The sequence below is a fragment of the Youngiibacter multivorans genome (assembly GCF_017873395.1).
In the GTDB taxonomy this organism is placed as follows: Bacteria; Bacillota; Clostridia; order Clostridiales; family Clostridiaceae; genus Youngiibacter; species Youngiibacter multivorans.
This window is the reverse complement of sequence record NZ_JAGGKC010000037.1, coordinates 15133-31958: the sequence shown is the minus strand read 5'-3', so window position 1 is coordinate 31958 and position 16826 is coordinate 15133. Positions and strand designations below refer to the sequence as shown.

At 43.1% G+C, this 16826-nt stretch carries 18 protein-coding genes; 1 reads left to right on the top strand and 17 read right to left on the bottom strand.

The genetic code is table 11. The annotated features are described in order from the left end of the window. Positions 1-130 precede the first annotated feature (130 nt). The 8 genes from J2Z34_RS16045 to J2Z34_RS16010 all read right to left on the bottom strand — a co-directional run bounded on the left by J2Z34_RS16045 (position 131) and on the right by J2Z34_RS16010 (position 7672). Positions 131-574: a hypothetical protein gene (locus tag J2Z34_RS16045; protein ID WP_209460884.1), complete on the bottom strand. Its 444-nt coding sequence runs from the start codon at positions 572-574 to the stop codon at positions 131-133. A 291-nt stretch (positions 575-865) separates the two neighbouring features. Beyond that, positions 866-1363: a hypothetical protein gene (locus J2Z34_RS16040; RefSeq protein ID WP_209460883.1), complete on the bottom strand. Its 498-nt coding sequence runs from the start codon at positions 1361-1363 to the stop codon at positions 866-868. Between the two features lie 126 nt (positions 1364-1489). Next, positions 1490-3226, bottom strand: a complete 1737-nt coding sequence (locus J2Z34_RS16035) for a DUF5050 domain-containing protein (RefSeq protein WP_209460882.1) — start codon at positions 3224-3226, stop codon at positions 1490-1492. Positions 3227-3489: 263 nt separating this feature from the next. Further along, a complete protein-coding gene (locus J2Z34_RS16030) occupies positions 3490-4290 on the bottom strand; it encodes a carbon-nitrogen hydrolase family protein (RefSeq protein ID WP_209460881.1) in 801 nt (266 codons plus the stop codon). A gap of 26 nt (positions 4291-4316) precedes the next feature. Further along, positions 4317-5258 (bottom strand): glycosyltransferase family 2 protein, encoded by a 942-nt coding sequence (locus tag J2Z34_RS16025; RefSeq protein ID WP_209460880.1) that lies wholly within the window; start codon positions 5256-5258, stop codon positions 4317-4319. Then, positions 5245-6192, bottom strand: a complete 948-nt coding sequence (locus J2Z34_RS16020; RefSeq protein WP_209460879.1) for an NAD-dependent epimerase/dehydratase family protein — start codon at positions 6190-6192, stop codon at positions 5245-5247. The genes J2Z34_RS16025 and J2Z34_RS16020 overlap by 14 nt, the downstream gene beginning before the upstream one ends. Before the next feature lie 160 nt (positions 6193-6352). Beyond that, entirely contained in the window at positions 6353-7066 is a 714-nt protein-coding gene (locus J2Z34_RS16015) for a TVP38/TMEM64 family protein (protein ID WP_209460878.1), read from the bottom strand. Positions 7067-7117: 51 nt separating this feature from the next. Next, positions 7118-7672, bottom strand: a complete 555-nt coding sequence (locus J2Z34_RS16010; RefSeq protein WP_209460877.1) for a carboxymuconolactone decarboxylase family protein — start codon at positions 7670-7672, stop codon at positions 7118-7120. Positions 7673-8142: 470 nt separating this feature from the next. On the opposite strand from J2Z34_RS16010, the gene J2Z34_RS16005 reads away from it, so the two are divergent. Further along, positions 8143-8868: a hypothetical protein gene (locus J2Z34_RS16005; protein ID WP_209460876.1), complete on the top strand. Its 726-nt coding sequence runs from the start codon at positions 8143-8145 to the stop codon at positions 8866-8868. 535 nt (positions 8869-9403) lie between these two features. On the opposite strand, the gene dagF is transcribed toward J2Z34_RS16005, so the two are convergent. The 9 genes from dagF to J2Z34_RS15960 are packed head-to-tail and all read right to left on the bottom strand — an operon-like array spanning position 9404 to position 16704. Continuing rightward, positions 9404-10141, bottom strand: coding sequence for a 2-dehydro-3-deoxy-phosphogluconate aldolase (gene dagF / locus J2Z34_RS16000; RefSeq protein WP_209460875.1), 738 nt, complete (start codon positions 10139-10141; stop codon positions 9404-9406). After that, on the bottom strand, positions 10134-11261 hold the full coding sequence (locus J2Z34_RS15995) for a DgaE family pyridoxal phosphate-dependent ammonia lyase (RefSeq protein WP_209460874.1): 1128 nt from the start codon (positions 11259-11261) through the stop codon (positions 10134-10136). Before J2Z34_RS15995 ends, dagF begins: the two co-directional genes overlap by 8 nt. Then, positions 11242-12375: an amidohydrolase/deacetylase family metallohydrolase gene (locus J2Z34_RS15990; RefSeq protein ID WP_209460873.1), complete on the bottom strand. Its 1134-nt coding sequence runs from the start codon at positions 12373-12375 to the stop codon at positions 11242-11244. The genes J2Z34_RS15995 and J2Z34_RS15990 overlap by 20 nt, the downstream gene beginning before the upstream one ends. Before the next feature lies 1 nt (position 12376). After that, positions 12377-13039, bottom strand: a complete 663-nt coding sequence (locus J2Z34_RS15985) for a DUF4310 family protein (protein ID WP_209460872.1) — start codon at positions 13037-13039, stop codon at positions 12377-12379. A gap of 13 nt (positions 13040-13052) precedes the next feature. Next, entirely contained in the window at positions 13053-13775 is a 723-nt protein-coding gene (locus J2Z34_RS15980; RefSeq protein WP_209460871.1) for a DUF4311 domain-containing protein, read from the bottom strand. Between the two features lie 10 nt (positions 13776-13785). Beyond that, positions 13786-14067: a DUF4312 family protein gene (locus tag J2Z34_RS15975; RefSeq protein ID WP_209460870.1), complete on the bottom strand. Its 282-nt coding sequence runs from the start codon at positions 14065-14067 to the stop codon at positions 13786-13788. Between the two features lie 5 nt (positions 14068-14072). Continuing rightward, entirely contained in the window at positions 14073-14435 is a 363-nt protein-coding gene (locus J2Z34_RS15970; RefSeq protein ID WP_209460869.1) for an SFCGS family glycine-rich protein, read from the bottom strand. After that, positions 14428-14787: a hypothetical protein gene (locus tag J2Z34_RS15965; protein ID WP_209460868.1), complete on the bottom strand. Its 360-nt coding sequence runs from the start codon at positions 14785-14787 to the stop codon at positions 14428-14430. The genes J2Z34_RS15970 and J2Z34_RS15965 overlap by 8 nt, the downstream gene beginning before the upstream one ends. A gap of 3 nt (positions 14788-14790) precedes the next feature. Further along, entirely contained in the window at positions 14791-16704 is a 1914-nt protein-coding gene (locus tag J2Z34_RS15960; protein WP_209460867.1) for a BglG family transcription antiterminator, read from the bottom strand. Positions 16705-16826 lie beyond the last annotated feature (122 nt).

Here is a 16826-nt window from a genome sequence, read left to right as displayed (position 1 = left end):
TGCCTGAGCTTGTCTCAGCTCTCCTGTCCTGTTCCTATTCCCACTCTTGTTAGTATCTTAAGTCATGTATAAACACAAATTAAAATACACTACCATTCATGGATCCAATTCTTATAGCCATTATTAATTATCATTTATCAAGCTCGGCCTTCAATCCGAACTTCCTGATCAGCTCAGGATCAATCTCACGGTCAACCTCTATCACCTGGAAAAGTATTAGTCTATCATCTGTAGCAAAGTCCACAAGAGTGCCTCCTGCCTCCAACCTGAAGTCAGTATAGTTCCAGAGATGGCCTCCTTCTGTAACCTTGTATCTAAGCTTACGTGCAGGAGTGGGAGTTATATTTTCCAAAACTGACTCAGTAGGAGTTGTCCCCTTTACCTTAAGTACACCTGTCTTGATAAGCCTTTGCAGATTGCTACTAAGAAGGTCTTCTATCACTGAATGTGCCATCCCTTTAGTCATGTCTTCTACTTTGACGCTAAGCTCATACCCATCAAGCTTTTCTGCAAGATTCCTTATCTTCTTCAGCTGCAGTGGAGAACATCTGTCGCTCTCCCAGGTCTTGTCCATAAACAGCACCTCTGTAAAATAATTCTATTTTTAAGAAGAATCCAGTCCTTTTCTCACTCATGGAATGATTATAAATGAGACTACCGATATGTAAATCTCATTTAGTCACTGCAGTATTTCCTCAAAAGGTTGACTGAACTTCATTCGTGCTGACTTAGATTAATCCTAAAGGTCAGCCTCCCCTCTCAATTATCCCATAATTAGTTCCTGCTATCTATACACCCCTAATTTCAATTTTACTATTTGGAATAGTAATTACGGTAAATCTAAATTTTAGTGATGTCCCCAATCCTAATTCAATGTAGTTCCCCGAAGTGTGTATGTTTTAGCTTCGCTTATTATCTTAAGGTTCTTTATGGAATACGTTACCTCATTCATAAGAAGCTCTTTTATTATTTTGCCTTCATCGTTATACCTTATGATGACATTAACCTCTGTCATACCTTCTTCGGTTGCCCTGAACACCACTTCGAGGCTTCCTTTTTTCTCCGATGACTGTGAACTGCTGTTGAAGCTGAAGTCATACTCACTATAAAGCCTTTCTTTGGTTCTTTCTGCAGCCTTTAATGATGCTGATATGACCACCTGGTAATCAGACAATAGGTATTTGACCTCATATTTCGTCCCAATCTCTCCGTTCCCGCTGGTTCTTTTTGCTTTGTTCGCAAAAGGCAGCCAATCTGAAATATCTAGCCCGTTCCATCTGTATCTTGCTAGGAAGCCCGCAAAAGGAGCATTTATAAGGATTGTCTTGCTTACTTTCATCTCTTTCACAATACCGTGTCCCATGACATATCCTCCTCGAAGTGGTCAAAATTCACAACCAAATCATTGATTGTATTAAATCTTTGAATTCATCAAAATCTTGGCAGGAAAAATCAATTCACAGCTTCAACTATGAAGAACTACCAGTGATTAATCTAAAGGCTTGATTGGCACAGCTGGATAATCCGGCATCTTATCATCGAATGCCCCGATATAGATTACTCCTGTATCTCGCTTTACGAGGTAATGCTCAACTTTTGTTTCTCCTGACTTCTTCAGTTCGAATCCATAGTATATGGTCTCCTCTGTGTCGTCCGCCATCTTGTAACCTACACCACCGAGTTGCGTAATATCATATCCCGGAAACCTATCCATAATTATTTCGTAGGACTGGGACCAGCTTGTCACATAGTGCTCTGCACCTGGCAAAACTTCGACAACAGCCAATGGATCTGCAGTCTCGCCGTCAAATAGGCCTAGATATACCGGATAATCAGGTTCAGATAGCTCGCAGTATGCCTGCACTCGCATAATATCATTAGCCTTTACTATGATATGTTCCCCAAACTCAGCCAGTTTGAGATGGAAGTTTATATTATCATTCAACTGCTCGTCTGTGATTTCTCCGAGTGTGCTCCAGTACACAGCCAAACCCATAGCGTCAATCTCAGGGATAATCCCTGTCCTGCGGTATAGGTCAATGTCCTCGCTGGATTCATTCCATACTTCCATGTTTACAAAAAGATAGGCACCATCAGTTACATTGTCAAAAACGGTTGCTTCAAACCCAGGTTCATCATTCTTCAAGATATTGGTCGAGTATGCTGAGGTCACAATTACTGTTATCGGACCACCCTGAGCCTTCTCGTTCATCTGGTGTCTCTCAAAATCCTGCGCCTGTGGGGTCTGCACGAAAACATAGTCCTTTTTGCCACTCCCATCTGATTTCATTATAGTCTGCTTTATGCCGAAGCTAGTGAAATCGAAACCGAGGTAAACAAGCATATCATCATTTACATTTATGGACATAGGGTCATCATCATTAATTACAGTTGCCTCTTTTCCATCCAGCTTCATCTTCTTCAGTTCAAGCCCCACAGTATCAAACTGTGTATTTCCATAGTATATCCATTCTCCGCTTGCATTGAATGCAGATACCTTCTCTTCTGTCAGCATTTCGCCTCCGGTTCCATCCAGCTTCATTCTCCAGAGCTTGTTGTTTCCGTCACTTGAATCCACATAGTAGATATGGTCACCAAAGATGCTGAAGGATAGTGTCATAGCTTCACTAACCTTCAATTGTCCTGAACCGTCAGTCTTTAGCTTGTAGAGCTTCTGGTCGCTATTGTTGTTGAAGTAGATCCAATCGCTATCCATATTGAATGCCATCGAATCCTCGCTGTTCACCTTTTGTCTGTCGGTTCCGTCTGTCTTGACCTTGAAGATCCTCCGGAATTCTTCAGTATTTTTTTCATCTGTATAATTGATGTAGTATATCCAGTCTTCTGCAACAATTATGTTCTGAGCTATATTATCGATGACGAGAGTCTTTTCCGTACCGTCAGGCTTCATTTTGTAAATTTTGTTGCCGTCGCTTCCATTGCAGTAGTATATCCAGTCTCCATATGAGTTAAGGTAGTAAGCCATATCGTCACTGACCTTGGCTTCTCCGGTTCCGTCAGGCTTTACCTTGTACAAGGCATTCTTGTCACTGTAGTTCATGAAATAGAGCCAGCCGTCATGCATCACTGACATTCCGCCGTTGGATATGTTTGAATTTGTATTGCCCATTTTCCTGGAATTGCTGCCTGTTGAGCTGCAGGCTGATAAGAAGAGTATTGCAAATAAGATAGCTGCAAGAATGGATATCCTTATCTTCCCTTCCATTTCAATCCCTCTTTCCAAATCATATTCTTACTTCTGCCCATTAACTTGTACATATTTTATCAGTCATTTTATCCTCTGCTAAAATCATATCATCATAAAATTAACCTTATATATTATCATTTTGAACAATTCGATAATTGTTTCACTTATTCATCAGTCCCATCTCCATCATATGATCATATGAAAACGCCAGACTGAAATGAATCGTGTTCATTTCGGTCTGGCCTGGTTCTTTAACTTTTATTTTTGTGATTTGTGTATTTTTATCCCTCGTTTTCTCTTCTCTTGTTTACTATCGGCAGCTGGTCCCTTATCTTCTTGACAAGTGACAGGTCTATATCTACCACCTTCACTTCCTCGTCAAAGCCTAGCTGGTCAACAACCTCTCCCCATGGAGATGTTATTATCGAATGCCCGTAGGCATGATAGCTCATATCCATGTTCCTTGCCGGTCCGACACCTACCATGAACATCTCATTGTCCAGTGCCCTGCCCCTGAAGGTCAGCTCCCAATGGGCCGGACCTGTTGTCATGTTGAATGCCGCAGGGACTACGCACATGATAGCACCCATTTCTTCCATCTTCAGCCACTCTTCAGAAAACCTTATGTCAAAGCATATTCCCATTCCTATTTTTCCAAACTCAGTATCGAATACTCCGAATGTGGTTCCGGGAGAGAAGGTTTCTGACTCCATGAACCTTACTCCACCCTCGATGTTGACATCGAACAGGTGGACTTTGCTGTGCTCATGAATCTCATCTCCCTGGCGGTTGAACACATACCCTGTGTTGAAGAGCTTCCCGCAATTGAGTACAGGTATGGAGCCACCTACAAGGTATACCTTATTATCACTTGCCATCCTGGACAGCCTCTGCCAGGTTTCTCCGAACTTCTCTTCAGCGAAATCCCTGAAGTATGCGTTGTCGTAAGGGCAGTTGAATATTTCGGGCAGCACTACCATGTCTGCTCCATCCTCTGCTGCTATCCTTACGAACTTCTCAGCCTTTCTCAGGTTCTTCTCTTTGTCATCTGTAACCATCAGTTGAACGAGTCCGATCTTCATGTTTACCTCCCATATCGCAGCATGCCTTAGTTATTGAATTTCCCATACATCTTTTCAAAACGTCTTTTAACCAGCAGCCTTGGTGTCAATGCCAACAGAAGGACATTGAATATATCGAAGGAAGTAGCATACTTAAGTTTGCTGTAGTACTTGAGATATGCCTTCATGTCCAGCTTACCGCTTATCCTGTATGCCATATAGCTTCTCTCATTGAACAGGCCTGTGTTGTCGGAATGACTTTTCATTACCCTTACCTTGTTTTCACGGGAATATCCATCTGGAAGGGAGCTTATGAAATCAACCCAGTCTTCTGCAAATACCTTGAAAACCTGCTTGTTCCAGTAGCTTCCACCCTTCTTCTCATTGCCGTATATCAGGTTCTCATTGAGCCAGCAAATCCCATTCCTGCTGTCAAGAAGCTCCTGCAGAAGTATGCCTAACTGCATGAAGTTTGAACCGAGATACCTGTCATAGGAGACCCTGAACAGGTTATCTTTCCTGTAGATCGTTGCTCCTGTAAGTGTAGTATGCCATGCAAGGTCAACAAAGAATTCGTTGGCATCAGTGTATTCTTTAGATGTGATTCCGATACCTCTGTGGAGCGAATTTACTACTATGAAGTCGCAGGCTTTGCTTTCAATGACTTCAAGTACCCTTTTTATGCCACCAGGACATATTATCTGTGAATCCCCCAGATACCAGACATATTCCTGGTCGGGCTTCCCTAAAGTGCTGAGACAGTTCCTGTCATGTCCGAGCCTTGGATCGTTCCTGATGTATTCGATGTTTGGATATCTCTCTTTAAGCTCTGAAGCCATCTCTCCTGTCAGGTTGTTACTGCTGTCATCCGAAATATAGACTTTTATTCCATGCTCCATTATTTCCGGCAACATGAGCTCCAGATTTTCCTTGAGTATCAGATGCCTGTTGTAGGTCGGTATGGCTATCGCCAGTCTATCGTTTATCATTTTCACACTCCCGAATATATTTGTAGAAATCAAGGATCGATTTGCCGAGGTCTATCTTCTCTACATCAATAAATGATTTCAGCTTGTCGATATTGAGCACCACCCTGTCAGAATCGATGCTTCTGGCTTCCTTGTACCTGACCTTAAGCCTTATGTCCAGTGCGTCTTCAATTGTCTTTATGATTTCATTCACTGACACTCCAACTCCTGAGCCTATGTTGAAGGTCTCATTCCACGCATTCATGCTGCTTAGACTTATTATGCTCCGGCATAGGTACCCTATCGGGATATAGTCCCTTGCAACAGTTCCGTCACCCCAGATTTCAACCTCCTGGTTGCTCAGATATTTACCAAGGATAACTGCTACCAGTCCCTGTTTTCCGTACAAATTCTGGAACCTGCCGAATGGGTTCGAAGCCCTCAGGATCAGATAGTCTATCTTCCCTTTCCTTCCTTCAAACCTTATGTACTCCTCCAGGTTGCATTTGCTTAAGCCGTAATAGTTGATCGGTCGAAGCGGGTCTTCCTCATTGTAGTATCCGCTCTCCTTGTAGCTGCCATAAACCGTACCTCCTGAAGAAAGGAATATTAGCTTCCTGACACTATTTTCCTGCATTATCTTCATAAGCCTCATAGTAGGTATGGTTACTTCATCATACTCTTTAAGGTAATCATAAAACGGACTTGCAGGCAGCAGACTTGAAACCAGGTGCACGACCTCTTCAATCTCGTATTCCCTGAATATCCTTCTTAGCAATTCCGAATCGCCTAAGTCACCTGTTATTGACACTACCTTGTCCCTTATTCCATCAAGATTACCGTTGTCCGGTTGTTCTCTGTTGAATGAGATGACTCCTCTGTTCAATTTGACATATTCATGTATGAGGTTTGAACCTATGAACCCTGCCCCACCAAGTATCAGCGTATATTTCATATAAAGCTCCCTGTAAAAATTGCTTAGTCCTACTCAGACATGCATTCCTTATCTAACTATTCCTATTTCAGCTGCTATGCAACGTTATAACCCAAAAACAAAAATTGGATTCAGTATCTATGTCCTTTGTAGAACTTCTTAACCTGCTGCTAAGCTTTTTTTAGTTGCCTATGCTGTGCCACTTGATATACCCCATTATCTTGTCCCTGTATACATACCCAAGTACTGCAAGCATAACCTGAATCAATGTCACTGCTACAGCTGTGGTGTAATCTCCCTTGGCTATCCTCTCCCCTACTATGCTGCACATGAGTATTGAAGGTGAGAGGGCTATGACGTTCAGCAATAGGAACCTGTGCAACGGTATGTCAGACCTTGCAAAGATATACGGCAGAATTCCGTTAGGAATGCCTGGTATAAGGTACATCATGAATGCTATCCAGCCGTAGCTGTCTGCATTCTTCAGAATGCTCTCATCAAGCTTCACTCTCCACTTTGGCTTTGCAATGTGGAAATCAAAGGTTGCTCCGAGTCTCCTTACCAATATGAATATCAGTGTATCAGCAACTATGTATCCTGCCAGGGATATGACAAGTCCGCTCAATATACCATATGTGAGTCCTGCCAGTATCTGGACTGCTGCTGACGGGAACACGATGGTTATTATCTGCAGTACCTGGAGTCCGGACATAATGACGACTCCCTTGAAACCATATTCCCTTATTTCCTTGGCAAGCATCTCATCATCACTGATGTTGTCTGATATGGTCTTAAGAAGCGGTAAAAGGTTTATGGTAAGGATTATTATTGCAGCTAAAACCAGCACCGCTGCAAGCAGGGACAACGCTTTCTTCTTTGTTTCATCCTTAGCCATACCAACCACCACCTGTCATTTGTTATAAACGTTACACCAAGTCAGGTCAATTCAGTCAATGCTGCAACTGTCAGTGAATCCTGCAGGAGGCACTCCGAGTGATTTGATGAGCCTTGCCCAATAGTTCACCTGCGCAGCAGTAGACGCGATCATCAGTATCTCACGCTCGTTGAACGCAGCCTTCATCATGTCCATGAATTCATCATCGAGTTTCACAGGTGTAGCTGATATGAGCCTCGCATATTTTAAAGCAAGCTTCTCGAGATCTGTGAAGGTATGTGAATCTTCCATTACCTGAAGGCTCCTTATCTCATCATCTGTTATCCCGTGCCTGTCACTTTCAAATGAGTTCATATCAATGCAGAACGGGCATGTTACTATAAGCGATACCTGGATCCTTATAAGCTTAAGCAGCCTCTCCGAAATGTCACCCTCAGGCTTTGCCATAAGCCCTTCAAGCGCTGCTGAGCCAATTGCTGACCTTGGATACCATGCAAGCAGCTTTGGAACCAGGAGGTCCATACCGGTCACTTTCTTCGTGACATACATCCCGATCCTTATGTAGAATGGAATCTTCTTTGGAGGATCAATATACGCACCTGCCATCTGATAATCTCCCTCTGCCAATTCTTGTCGATTGGCCACTTATATTCCAATTATATCATGTTTTTACAGTTATCTTGCACACACTTTCTCCATTCAATGTTATGCTTCATAACCAGTTATCAGTTCTACTTTTGTATTCTCTTGACCACAAGGACCAATTCTTCTATAAAAATACATTTTTACATGAAATGTGCTGCTAACCAGTTCAAAATTACAAATGACTCTACCTTACTTGATTACTGGAAAATGTATTTTATGAGAATTTCCAATATTGCTTAAGTGTCATATTCTCCATTTGTTCAAGAAACTGATACCCGCAGTTGATTTTTCTAAGCTATCATTCAAGAAGATAGAGGATATGGTTATTCTGACCGAGATAACCTCATGTTAAGCAAAGTTTTAAATTTGCATACCTAAATCCTAAAGAATTTTAATGCCACTCCATTTGTCTGTTAAAGGAGGCGAGCAATGTGGCAGCCAGGATTTCAATTCCAATTTCCATGGATATTTACGACGTCAGGGAGATGTTTTCATGTTATTATGTTGATCCGGATATCGCGAGAAAAAATGTTCCGCAAAAATGGAATATTAAGATCCACGAGAACGGCAAGGCTCTTCTGCTCATAATGGTGCAGGATTGCAGAAAGATGGTGCTTCAACGTTTTTTCAATATAGGTTCTGTCAGGATGTCTCATGTCTGGATTGAACTTGAAGGACCTCCAGAGTCAATTGACACTTTAACTGGAACATCCCGGACGTTACCTACATGGTATTGGTACATACAGCCTCATCAACTGGATAGTCACCTGGCGTTCCTTATGTTCAGGATTGCAGGCGTAGATGCGCAATATGTGAGATATATCTCTCCAGGTACTGAATCAAGCGGCTTATGGACTGGAAAAGTTAAGGAAGATGACTCGCCTTACAGCGGCTATGAATGGACCGTAACTAGTGACTCATATCCAGAACCTGACATTATCACCGGCAGTCATCGCTTTTACAGGAAATATGGTCTGCGTGAATCCGAGGCACATGCTAAATGCTTCACTCATTTTCTTGGAGAATCCAAAGTCAAGTTAAGCACTTCATCGGATTCAACTGTAGGAAAGCTTGGATTTGGCAGAACTCTTGAGGGCTTTTCAAATCCTGTGTGGGTCAAACACTGCCATGTAAGCTATAAGGTTAGATTCTTCTGAAGAATTGATTGTTCACTCAATGGTTATCAACCATAAATTCACGCTTCACATTTACGATATTTCGCCATAAATGTTACCAGTTCCTGCACCTGTGACTTCTATCTCTATGCTCAACTAGTAAAGTCTCTTATAAGGCACCGGTATTTTAAGCGACATTAGGTGTATCTTGCTGCATTTCCGTCATTTTCGTACTAATCACAAAAGTAGCCATGACAATTGTTTATGATACCTTCTTTGATTCAGCTTAGCAGTCGGAATTCAGGGAAGGGTCTTTCCTATGTACCCTATTCTTTCTCTAACCTGTAAATCAAACAAGTTACTGACAGGTAACCCTTGATAGCCTTATACAAATCCAAGACTTCAGGCACAACTATGGAACTTCGAGCTTAGAATGAATAAAAAATGTGGAAACAGGATTTCAACAGTGATTTGCTTGGAAACTTATTTTGAACAGTAAAAATCCGCTTTATTTGTTAGTTCACAAATATGTGAAAACAATACAGCGGATCAATATTTATATTTGATATTTCATCATTTATTCAATTAGTTCCTTTATGATTGAAAGAAGTTTCCTGACATCCTCCACTTTAGTATCTCCTGTGGTTTTGTCGATTATCGAGGAGTATACATGTGGAATTATCTTCTCAACACCTTCTTCAATGGCAATCTTGAGTATCTCCCTGAAGTTGTCCATGTCTATTCCGCCTGTAGGCTCCAGTGCAAACCCTGCTCCAGCGCATTCTCTGGCGACCACCCTAAACTCGTCTGCGGTCTTTAGCCCTCCCATTGGAAAGTATTTGATGGAGTTTCCACCCATTTCCTTGATCATCGCTATCGCAGTTCTCACAGGTATGATAGCCTTATCTTCCTTCGAGCTTAGCGGGCCAGTCGATATATTGACCATACCAGGCATTCCCGTTGGTGAGACCAGTGAATTGATCCAGTTGCTGCTCCCATCAAGTGCCGCTCTCGTCATGCCCACAGCACTGAACACCTGGTTTATATGGGCTGGCTTTATGACTGATGATATATCAGACACCATGTAACACTGGTTAGGATTTCCTGCTCCAAGTCCGACAGAAAGTCTATCCTTGGTTACTTCCTGGTATTTTTTCATTTTCTCGATTGCGGAAGTTGTATCAGGATAATTTGCGGATAAAACACCAACAACCACATGGCCTTCTGCCGCTTCAACTATTTCCTCTGCATTCTTTAGGTTGTTTCCAAGCACGTTAAGGCATATTCTTCCTTTGTAAAAATCAAGTCTATCCAATCTTCTTATCTCCCTTTAGCTGTTTCAGCGCATTCAATATTTCAAAAAGCTCGTCCTTTGAATTCAATGGGCGTGGATCTATTGCAAGTGACCCGATGTTCGCCTGATGGTCTCTTGTGAATATTGAGGGATTTCGTGTCGAGAGGGCTTTTGCCGCCAGCTTAGCACTCAATCCATACTTGGGCTCATCGAAATCAACCTTTGCCCTGAATATCTGCCTTCCAGCCTCATCCTGTATTATGGAGCACCTGAGTCCTTCAATTGCATTAACTTCAGCCATAAATTCCTTAAGGTCATCAGTCCCTACCATGCTGGTATGCGGCTTGGTCTGGTAAATTTCTATTGCTTTGACGAGACCCATTATGTTTTCTTTTCCGACCTTCATGGCTCTTCCTATCCCACTGTACTGAAGTCTCATGTTTTTTGCATATTCTTCTGTTTTGCAGGCTACAAAGCCTGATGTAGGGCCGCTTATGGCTTTGGCTCCACTATAGCATACGAAGTCTGCCCCCATTTTTATATATGCAGAAAGGTCCTCTTCTGCTGACGCATCAACTATGCACGGCACTTCAAGTTCATTGGCAAGTCTTATCGTTTCCTCAATACCTACCATATTCTTCTGTACGCAGTGATGGCTTTTTACGAAGACTATGGCAAGGGTTTTATCACTAACTGCATCCCTTATGTCTCCAAGAGTTGATTTGTTCGAATAGCCTACTTCTACAATCTCAGCACCACCAAGCTCAAGCATTGTCGATAAAGGTGCCCCAAAATTGATGTTGTGTCCTCTTAGAAGTATAACCTGCCTCTTGCTGTCCTTTTTTACTGTATCGAAGAAGTGCTCGACTTTCTGGATATTATCCTTACATATTAGGGATGCAACTGACAATGCAATTCCAGCTGAGGCGCTTGAAGTGATGCAGGCATCTTCACATCCCACTAGAGGTCCTACCTTCTTCCCGGCCCATTCCAGAAGATCGTCGATTACGACATAATTCTGGGCAGCATCTACCAGGACATCAGCAACCTCATCACTTATAGTCGATACTCCAAGCTTTGTCATTCTACCAGAAGCGTTGATGACACCCTTAAGGCCCTGTTCAGTGTATATGTTCTTCATTTCCATAAATTGTCTCCTTCCATTCACCATCGATAACCACAGCCACTGGAACAATCTGCTCATTCAGATTGATCTCTTCGCCTTCACTGTCCAGGATTATTGATTCCCGCACGATTTTTCTGAAGACACTTAGGTCAGCCACCTTACCTGGCTTAACACTACCGTAACTGTCCAATCTTAGGGCGCTTGCGGCATTCACTGTGTTCATGGCTATGCATTCATCCATAGTGTACCCAAGGCTCATTAGCTTGCTCATGGTATGCGCCAGGCTGTACACCGGTCCTCCCACATTTTTCCTGTATATGTCGGTGCCTGCCGTATCAGGATAAAATCCCAGAGCTTTGGAATTTCTTGCAACAGAATGGCTGTAGCTCGAGGTACCGTGGCCAACATCAAACAGGACACCTCGCTCACGTGCCTTCAGCACGCTTTCCCTAATAAGTCCGTCTGAAATAATACCGTTAGGCTTTCCATTGTAGCAGTGGGTGACAATGTCACCCTTCTCCAGATAGCCAAGCACATCATCCAGGCTGGGTGGAAAATTCCCTACATGGACCATTAGTGGTTTTTTGACTTTCGTTTGGATCTTTCTGGCCAGCAGGAAGGGATTATCAAAGTCATCACCCATTACGCTAGCGCTAGCCCTGAGCTTGAAGCCTACAATGAAATCAGGATATGCCTCAGCCATTCCTATGGCTCTTTCAACATCAATATCTTCAATTTTCCTTAGCTCATGCAGCGTAGTAAGCCCGAGCCTTGATATGTTAAGCATGGCACGTATCTTCGTCTTATGTGTCGCAGACTTTTCAAAGAATTCCTCAACATTGTCAGCACCACTGCTGCCTGCATCTACAAGCATTGTTACTCCGCTTTCAACACCCACCCTGTCTGGCGATATGCCTTCGTCCCAGGCTTCATTGAAGCAGTGTACGTGCATGTCAATCCAGCCTGCTGATACGAAGGCTCCGTTCAGGTCAATGACCGAATAACCAGCTTCGCTTATGTCTTCTGAAACCTCAGATATTCTTCCATCCTCGATGAGTACTGATACAGTCTTATGGTTCAGAGTACTTGTTTTATCAACAAGTACTCCATTCTTAAGTAACGTCTTCATCTTATTTTGCCACTACTGGGTTAATACCCATTGCCATGAGTATCACAGCTGCAGCCATCGAGCCTAGAATAGCTCCACCGACTATTGGCTTGTGGAACTTGTAGAATATCGCTGCTCCAACTGTCGCTCCCAATCCGCATGGGATGCTGTAGCCTATGGCACTTATGAGAACAAGTGGTCCCAGAGCTTCTCCAGTCTTGTTTCCAGCTCCCATCATGATTGAAACAGCACCCATTGGAGTGTCGCTTGGTGAAAGCTTTCTTATTGCGATAATTGCTATACCTATGGCTGCTCCGACACCGAATCCGGTAATAAGTGCAAGACCGAAGTTGTAGACAAGAAAGCTCCAACCGAATGACAGAATCAGTGCAGGCACTCCTACTCCCACTCCCGTCATAAGTGATCCACCGATGTCAAGTATACCTACAAGCGGACCTTCAAGTATTCTCGCGATAAGGAACGCTGAAGCGAATGAAGCAGCTGCAGTATAGTCTCCTGAGGTCATTCCTGCCTTGAGCATTTCAGCTATTGCAATTTCGTTTGTGATTCCTGTTCCGCTTGTCAGGTAGAGCGAGGTCGACCCGAATATGGCTGCTGAAGCCATTGCAATCAGGATTATGAACATGTTGTCTTTCATCAGAAGAGTTTCAAGTTTTTCTCTCATTTCGTCACCCCCGTTATATTCCGAACATCGCAAGGAACTTTGTATGGAATCCCCTGAAGTATGCTATCATCAGTATCATTATTATTACCACCGCAATAAGAGTCCTTGTTGACTTGGCCTTGTAGCCCTTCTCTTCAGCGGTATTTCCTATTAGTATTCCGAATATTATTCCAGGAAGGCTGTTGCCGGATACCAGCATCATTACACCTGCAAGGGATATCGACCACAATCCTGTTGTCTTTCCTGAATCAAGAGCTGCCCACAGGAACAGAAGAGGCATCACAAGGTTGATCATATTGTTTGCAGCTGGTGTAAGAATTGCCCTGGCTACTGTTGCTATGCTTACAGGCACAAGGGACGATACCGTGTTAAGAAGAACGAATACTATCATTCCGATGAAAGCTCCTGCAATCAGCATGTTGGCGGGATTCTGCAGGTTTTCCTTCTTTCCGCCTCTGGTCACTATACTTGCCGCCCAGTTGGGAATTACCCTGTGAAGTACATCCTGAGTAAGGGCTCCTGTACCTAGTGCAGCAGCGGCAGATGTGATCAGAAAGCCGAGTCCGAATGAAAAGTGTGAAATCGGATCGCCATTGCAGGCATTCATTTCTCCAAGTGTCCTGAACGCACCCATACCCTGCAGCTTAGGAGCATGGAACATCCTTGCAGCACCCGCAGCTATTGCCGCTCCCCCGAGTGCTCCGATTACGATAGACTTCAAGATGATTTCTAGCATGATTTCCTCCTCATAATTCTATGTATTTTATTGTGACTTCAACATCTATTGTTACATCGAAGGTTGTTGTTGTTCTTTTCATGAATACATACATGAATGCTTCATCTTTCTCGGTTTCCCTTACATCCCTGAAGAAGACCTTGTTTGGAACCATATGTATGATGGGATCCGGCACCTTCTTGAACACTTCTTTCTGAAGGTTTGAGAAAGCTTTTTCGACTGCTTCCTTTTTTGTCGTGCCTTTTCCAGTGATTGTAATGACCTCTATCAATTCCTTCAGACAATTTTCCATATCTGTTATTTACCCTGCATCTGGATGAATCTAAGGGTTATTTTTTCGCCAAGTTCCTCTGTGTCCATGAAGCCGAAACCCAGTACCTTGTTGCCTTCCTTGACAGCCTGTAACCCTGCCTCGACAGTCCTCAGGTGATGTGTTGCCTTGTAGCCGAATTTTGTGTTAGCTGTAATCGCACCAGCTCCTCCTGATCCGCAGAAGCAAATTCCAAGGTCCGCGTTCATTTCCTTCATTACATCTCCAATCCTCATGTCAGCAGCAACTCCAGGAATGACATACGCTTCCCCGCCTGCCTTCTCTATACCTTTAGCGACATTCTGGCCTTTACCCAGTCTGTGTCCGATTACTATCAATGGCTTACTCATTTTCTTTTCTCCTTTCGTCGATTAGCATTTGCATATACACAAGCACCAGAAACTCTTCAAACTCAGTCGTCTTGAAATTCCTTACCTCCATAAGTTTGTCATGCAGTTTTGCTGTCAGCATCTCAGCTTCCTTCTCAGCAGTGAAAGTTTCTTCCTTATCCAGATTGTTCTGTTCATTCTGGTCTATTCTTTTGAACAAGGTTATGAAGTGGTTCCAGAAAAGCAGCCTGTGGTCTTCCTTAAGCTCCAGCAGATTATCTTCAAGAAACCTTTCGATTACCTCCACTTCCAACATATAGTTCCTGATATCCCTGACGTGTTGTTCCAAATTGTTTATTTCGATTGAATCCATCGCTTAGTCCTCTCGTAAAATATATAGGTAGAATGCATATTTCTCTGAAATCGACAAGGACACATAGAGTTGTCTTTCAATGATCCCGAAGTACTTCTCCATTATCATGAATACCTTCTGATGCTCTTCCTTTAGTTTCTCGTAAGCTGGCAGTATGTCATCATCATATCCTTCATCCCTAAACCACCTCGGGATTGCCATTACCAGGTGAATTATCAGTCCCAACATCCTGTCCTGATCCATGTAGTAATCTACAGGAAGCTTTGTAACGTACTCCATAAGAGTCATTATAAGGTCGCTAATTACCGAAGATGATTCTTCCATGTTCTTCCTGATATCCTCACTATGCTTGGTAAGCTTCTTGCCATTCCCTTCTCCCTTACTGCTGAAGCTTGCCATCTCGTGAGAGTTGAAGGGTATCTTGTCTATCAGCTTACCGTAGTGGAGGAACTCCTGAATCCTCTGTATATCCTGAAGGCTTAGAACTGATGATATCTTCACAACAGGATACTCTGTGATCCTTAGTGGTACAGTGCTTACGATAAAGTCAATTTCATTTCCGAAATTGAAGTTTTCTATCTGGTACACTGAAACCGAGCCTACAATGTCTATGCTTGGCAGGGCTTTCCTGATCCTGGTAGAAAGAAGTGTCGACAATCCCTTACCAGTTGCGCAGACCACCAGGACTTTCTTTGGAGCATCCGTTCGCTCATTCTGGTTTTTCACAAGGTATACGGCAATGTATAGTATTTCCTGCTCAGATAGCTGTATACCGCAAATGCCTTCCATTTTTTCTGCCATCCTTGATGCACTGGCAAAGAATTCCGGATAATCACTTTTCACCTGAAGTAGGACTGAATCTGTGTCTTCTGATGTCATTTCCTCCTTATGCTTCAGGTATCTCTGAAGGTGATGGTACAAGTCCAGATAAAGTGCATTCCTGTCATACTTTACCGATGATTCACTTTCAAGAACGTCAATCATTCTGCTGATAACATCGCTTAGATTGGCATTGTCTGAGCCACCATCGGTCCTTATGATTATGTCGTTGCCTATCAGGCTGCTTAGGTAGCACGATACTTCATCCTCGTTTGAACCTCCTGAACCAAGCTCCTTGATAAGGTCATTGATAAACCTGACTTCGCAGAAGTATTCCCCTTCGTTCATCTCCGTCCTCGAAAAGGTCATGGGACAATTACTTGCAAGCCTGATCTTACGTATTACTGTGTAAGCAAGGAGACTAAGGAAAGCTTCGTTTGACAGCCATACATCATATACAAGGTTCAACTTTTTGATTGCTGCACTTATGGTTGTGATCTCATCAAGCGAAATCTGGTCCCTTAGCACAACAGGCAGGAGCACATACCAGTCCTCATTGATGAAGCTTCCGCTGAAAGCATCCTTCAGGATTTCTGCCGCGAATGTCCTTATCCGGTACTCGTCACCCTGAAGCAAGAACCCCTGGGATACGATGGACGTCACACCAATTGCATGGTCGCCGATCATCCTGTTCAGCTCCTGGATGTTCCTCAATATGGTTGACCTGCTGATATAGAACCTGTCTGCAATCTCATCAGCGCTAATCGGCTTGTTCTGGAGCATCAGGAATAGGAACAGGTTCTTTATCCTTCCAGATTCGGTTTCCAGACAGTTAAGTATCTCCGTATCCTGCTTAACTGAGTTAAGCAGATTTCTCGCTGTATCCTTCTGTGAAGCAGGAATGTACAGGCCGCTCTTCTGTGAGTTCTTTATCTGGACACCGATTTCCTCCAGCGCAGAGCGCAGGGCTTTTAAATCGTTCCTTACTGTCCTTTCGCTTTTGGAGTATGTCTCAGAAAAATATTCGATTGGTATCGGATAATTGCTCTTGACCAGAGTCCTTAGCATATCTGACTGCCTTCCATTTAACGTACTCATTTCAATCAAGCTCCCTTACAATTCAAGTCTACTCTTTTACAATAATACTTTAATTCTCAAATATTGCAATTTTGAACGATAATTTTGCAATTTTGAGTTGCACTACCGTACGGATTATCCTG

Excerpts from the sequence above, each read along its gene's own strand:
- J2Z34_RS16040 (WP_209460883.1), bottom strand. The coding sequence starts at position 1,363 with ATGGGACACGGTATTGTGAAAGAGATGAAAGTAAGCAAGACAATCCTT.
- J2Z34_RS16015 (WP_209460878.1), bottom strand. The coding sequence starts at position 7,066 with ATGGCTAAGGATGAAACAAAGAAGAAAGCGTTGTCCCTGCTTGCAGCG.
- J2Z34_RS16045 (WP_209460884.1), bottom strand. The coding sequence starts at position 574 with ATGGACAAGACCTGGGAGAGCGACAGATGTTCTCCACTGCAGCTGAAG.
- J2Z34_RS16035 (WP_209460882.1), bottom strand. The coding sequence starts at position 3,226 with ATGGAAGGGAAGATAAGGATATCCATTCTTGCAGCTATCTTATTTGCA.
- J2Z34_RS15970 (WP_209460869.1), bottom strand. The coding sequence starts at position 14,435 with ATGAGTAAGCCATTGATAGTAATCGGACACAGACTGGGTAAAGGCCAG.
- J2Z34_RS15960 (WP_209460867.1), bottom strand. The coding sequence starts at position 16,704 with ATGAGTACGTTAAATGGAAGGCAGTCAGATATGCTAAGGACTCTGGTC.
- J2Z34_RS15985 (WP_209460872.1), bottom strand. The coding sequence starts at position 13,039 with ATGAGAGAAAAACTTGAAACTCTTCTGATGAAAGACAACATGTTCATA.
- J2Z34_RS15980 (WP_209460871.1), bottom strand. The coding sequence starts at position 13,775 with ATGCTAGAAATCATCTTGAAGTCTATCGTAATCGGAGCACTCGGGGGA.
- J2Z34_RS15975 (WP_209460870.1), bottom strand. The coding sequence starts at position 14,067 with ATGGAAAATTGTCTGAAGGAATTGATAGAGGTCATTACAATCACTGGA.
- J2Z34_RS16020 (WP_209460879.1), bottom strand. The coding sequence starts at position 6,192 with ATGAAATATACGCTGATACTTGGTGGGGCAGGGTTCATAGGTTCAAAC.
- J2Z34_RS16010 (WP_209460877.1), bottom strand. The coding sequence starts at position 7,672 with ATGGCAGGTGCGTATATTGATCCTCCAAAGAAGATTCCATTCTACATA.
- J2Z34_RS15965 (WP_209460868.1), bottom strand. The coding sequence starts at position 14,787 with ATGGATTCAATCGAAATAAACAATTTGGAACAACACGTCAGGGATATC.
- J2Z34_RS15995 (WP_209460874.1), bottom strand. The coding sequence starts at position 11,261 with ATGAAGAACATATACACTGAACAGGGCCTTAAGGGTGTCATCAACGCT.
- J2Z34_RS16025 (WP_209460880.1), bottom strand. The coding sequence starts at position 5,258 with ATGATAAACGATAGACTGGCGATAGCCATACCGACCTACAACAGGCAT.
- J2Z34_RS16030 (WP_209460881.1), bottom strand. The coding sequence starts at position 4,290 with ATGAAGATCGGACTCGTTCAACTGATGGTTACAGATGACAAAGAGAAG.
- J2Z34_RS15990 (WP_209460873.1), bottom strand. The coding sequence starts at position 12,375 with ATGAAGACGTTACTTAAGAATGGAGTACTTGTTGATAAAACAAGTACT.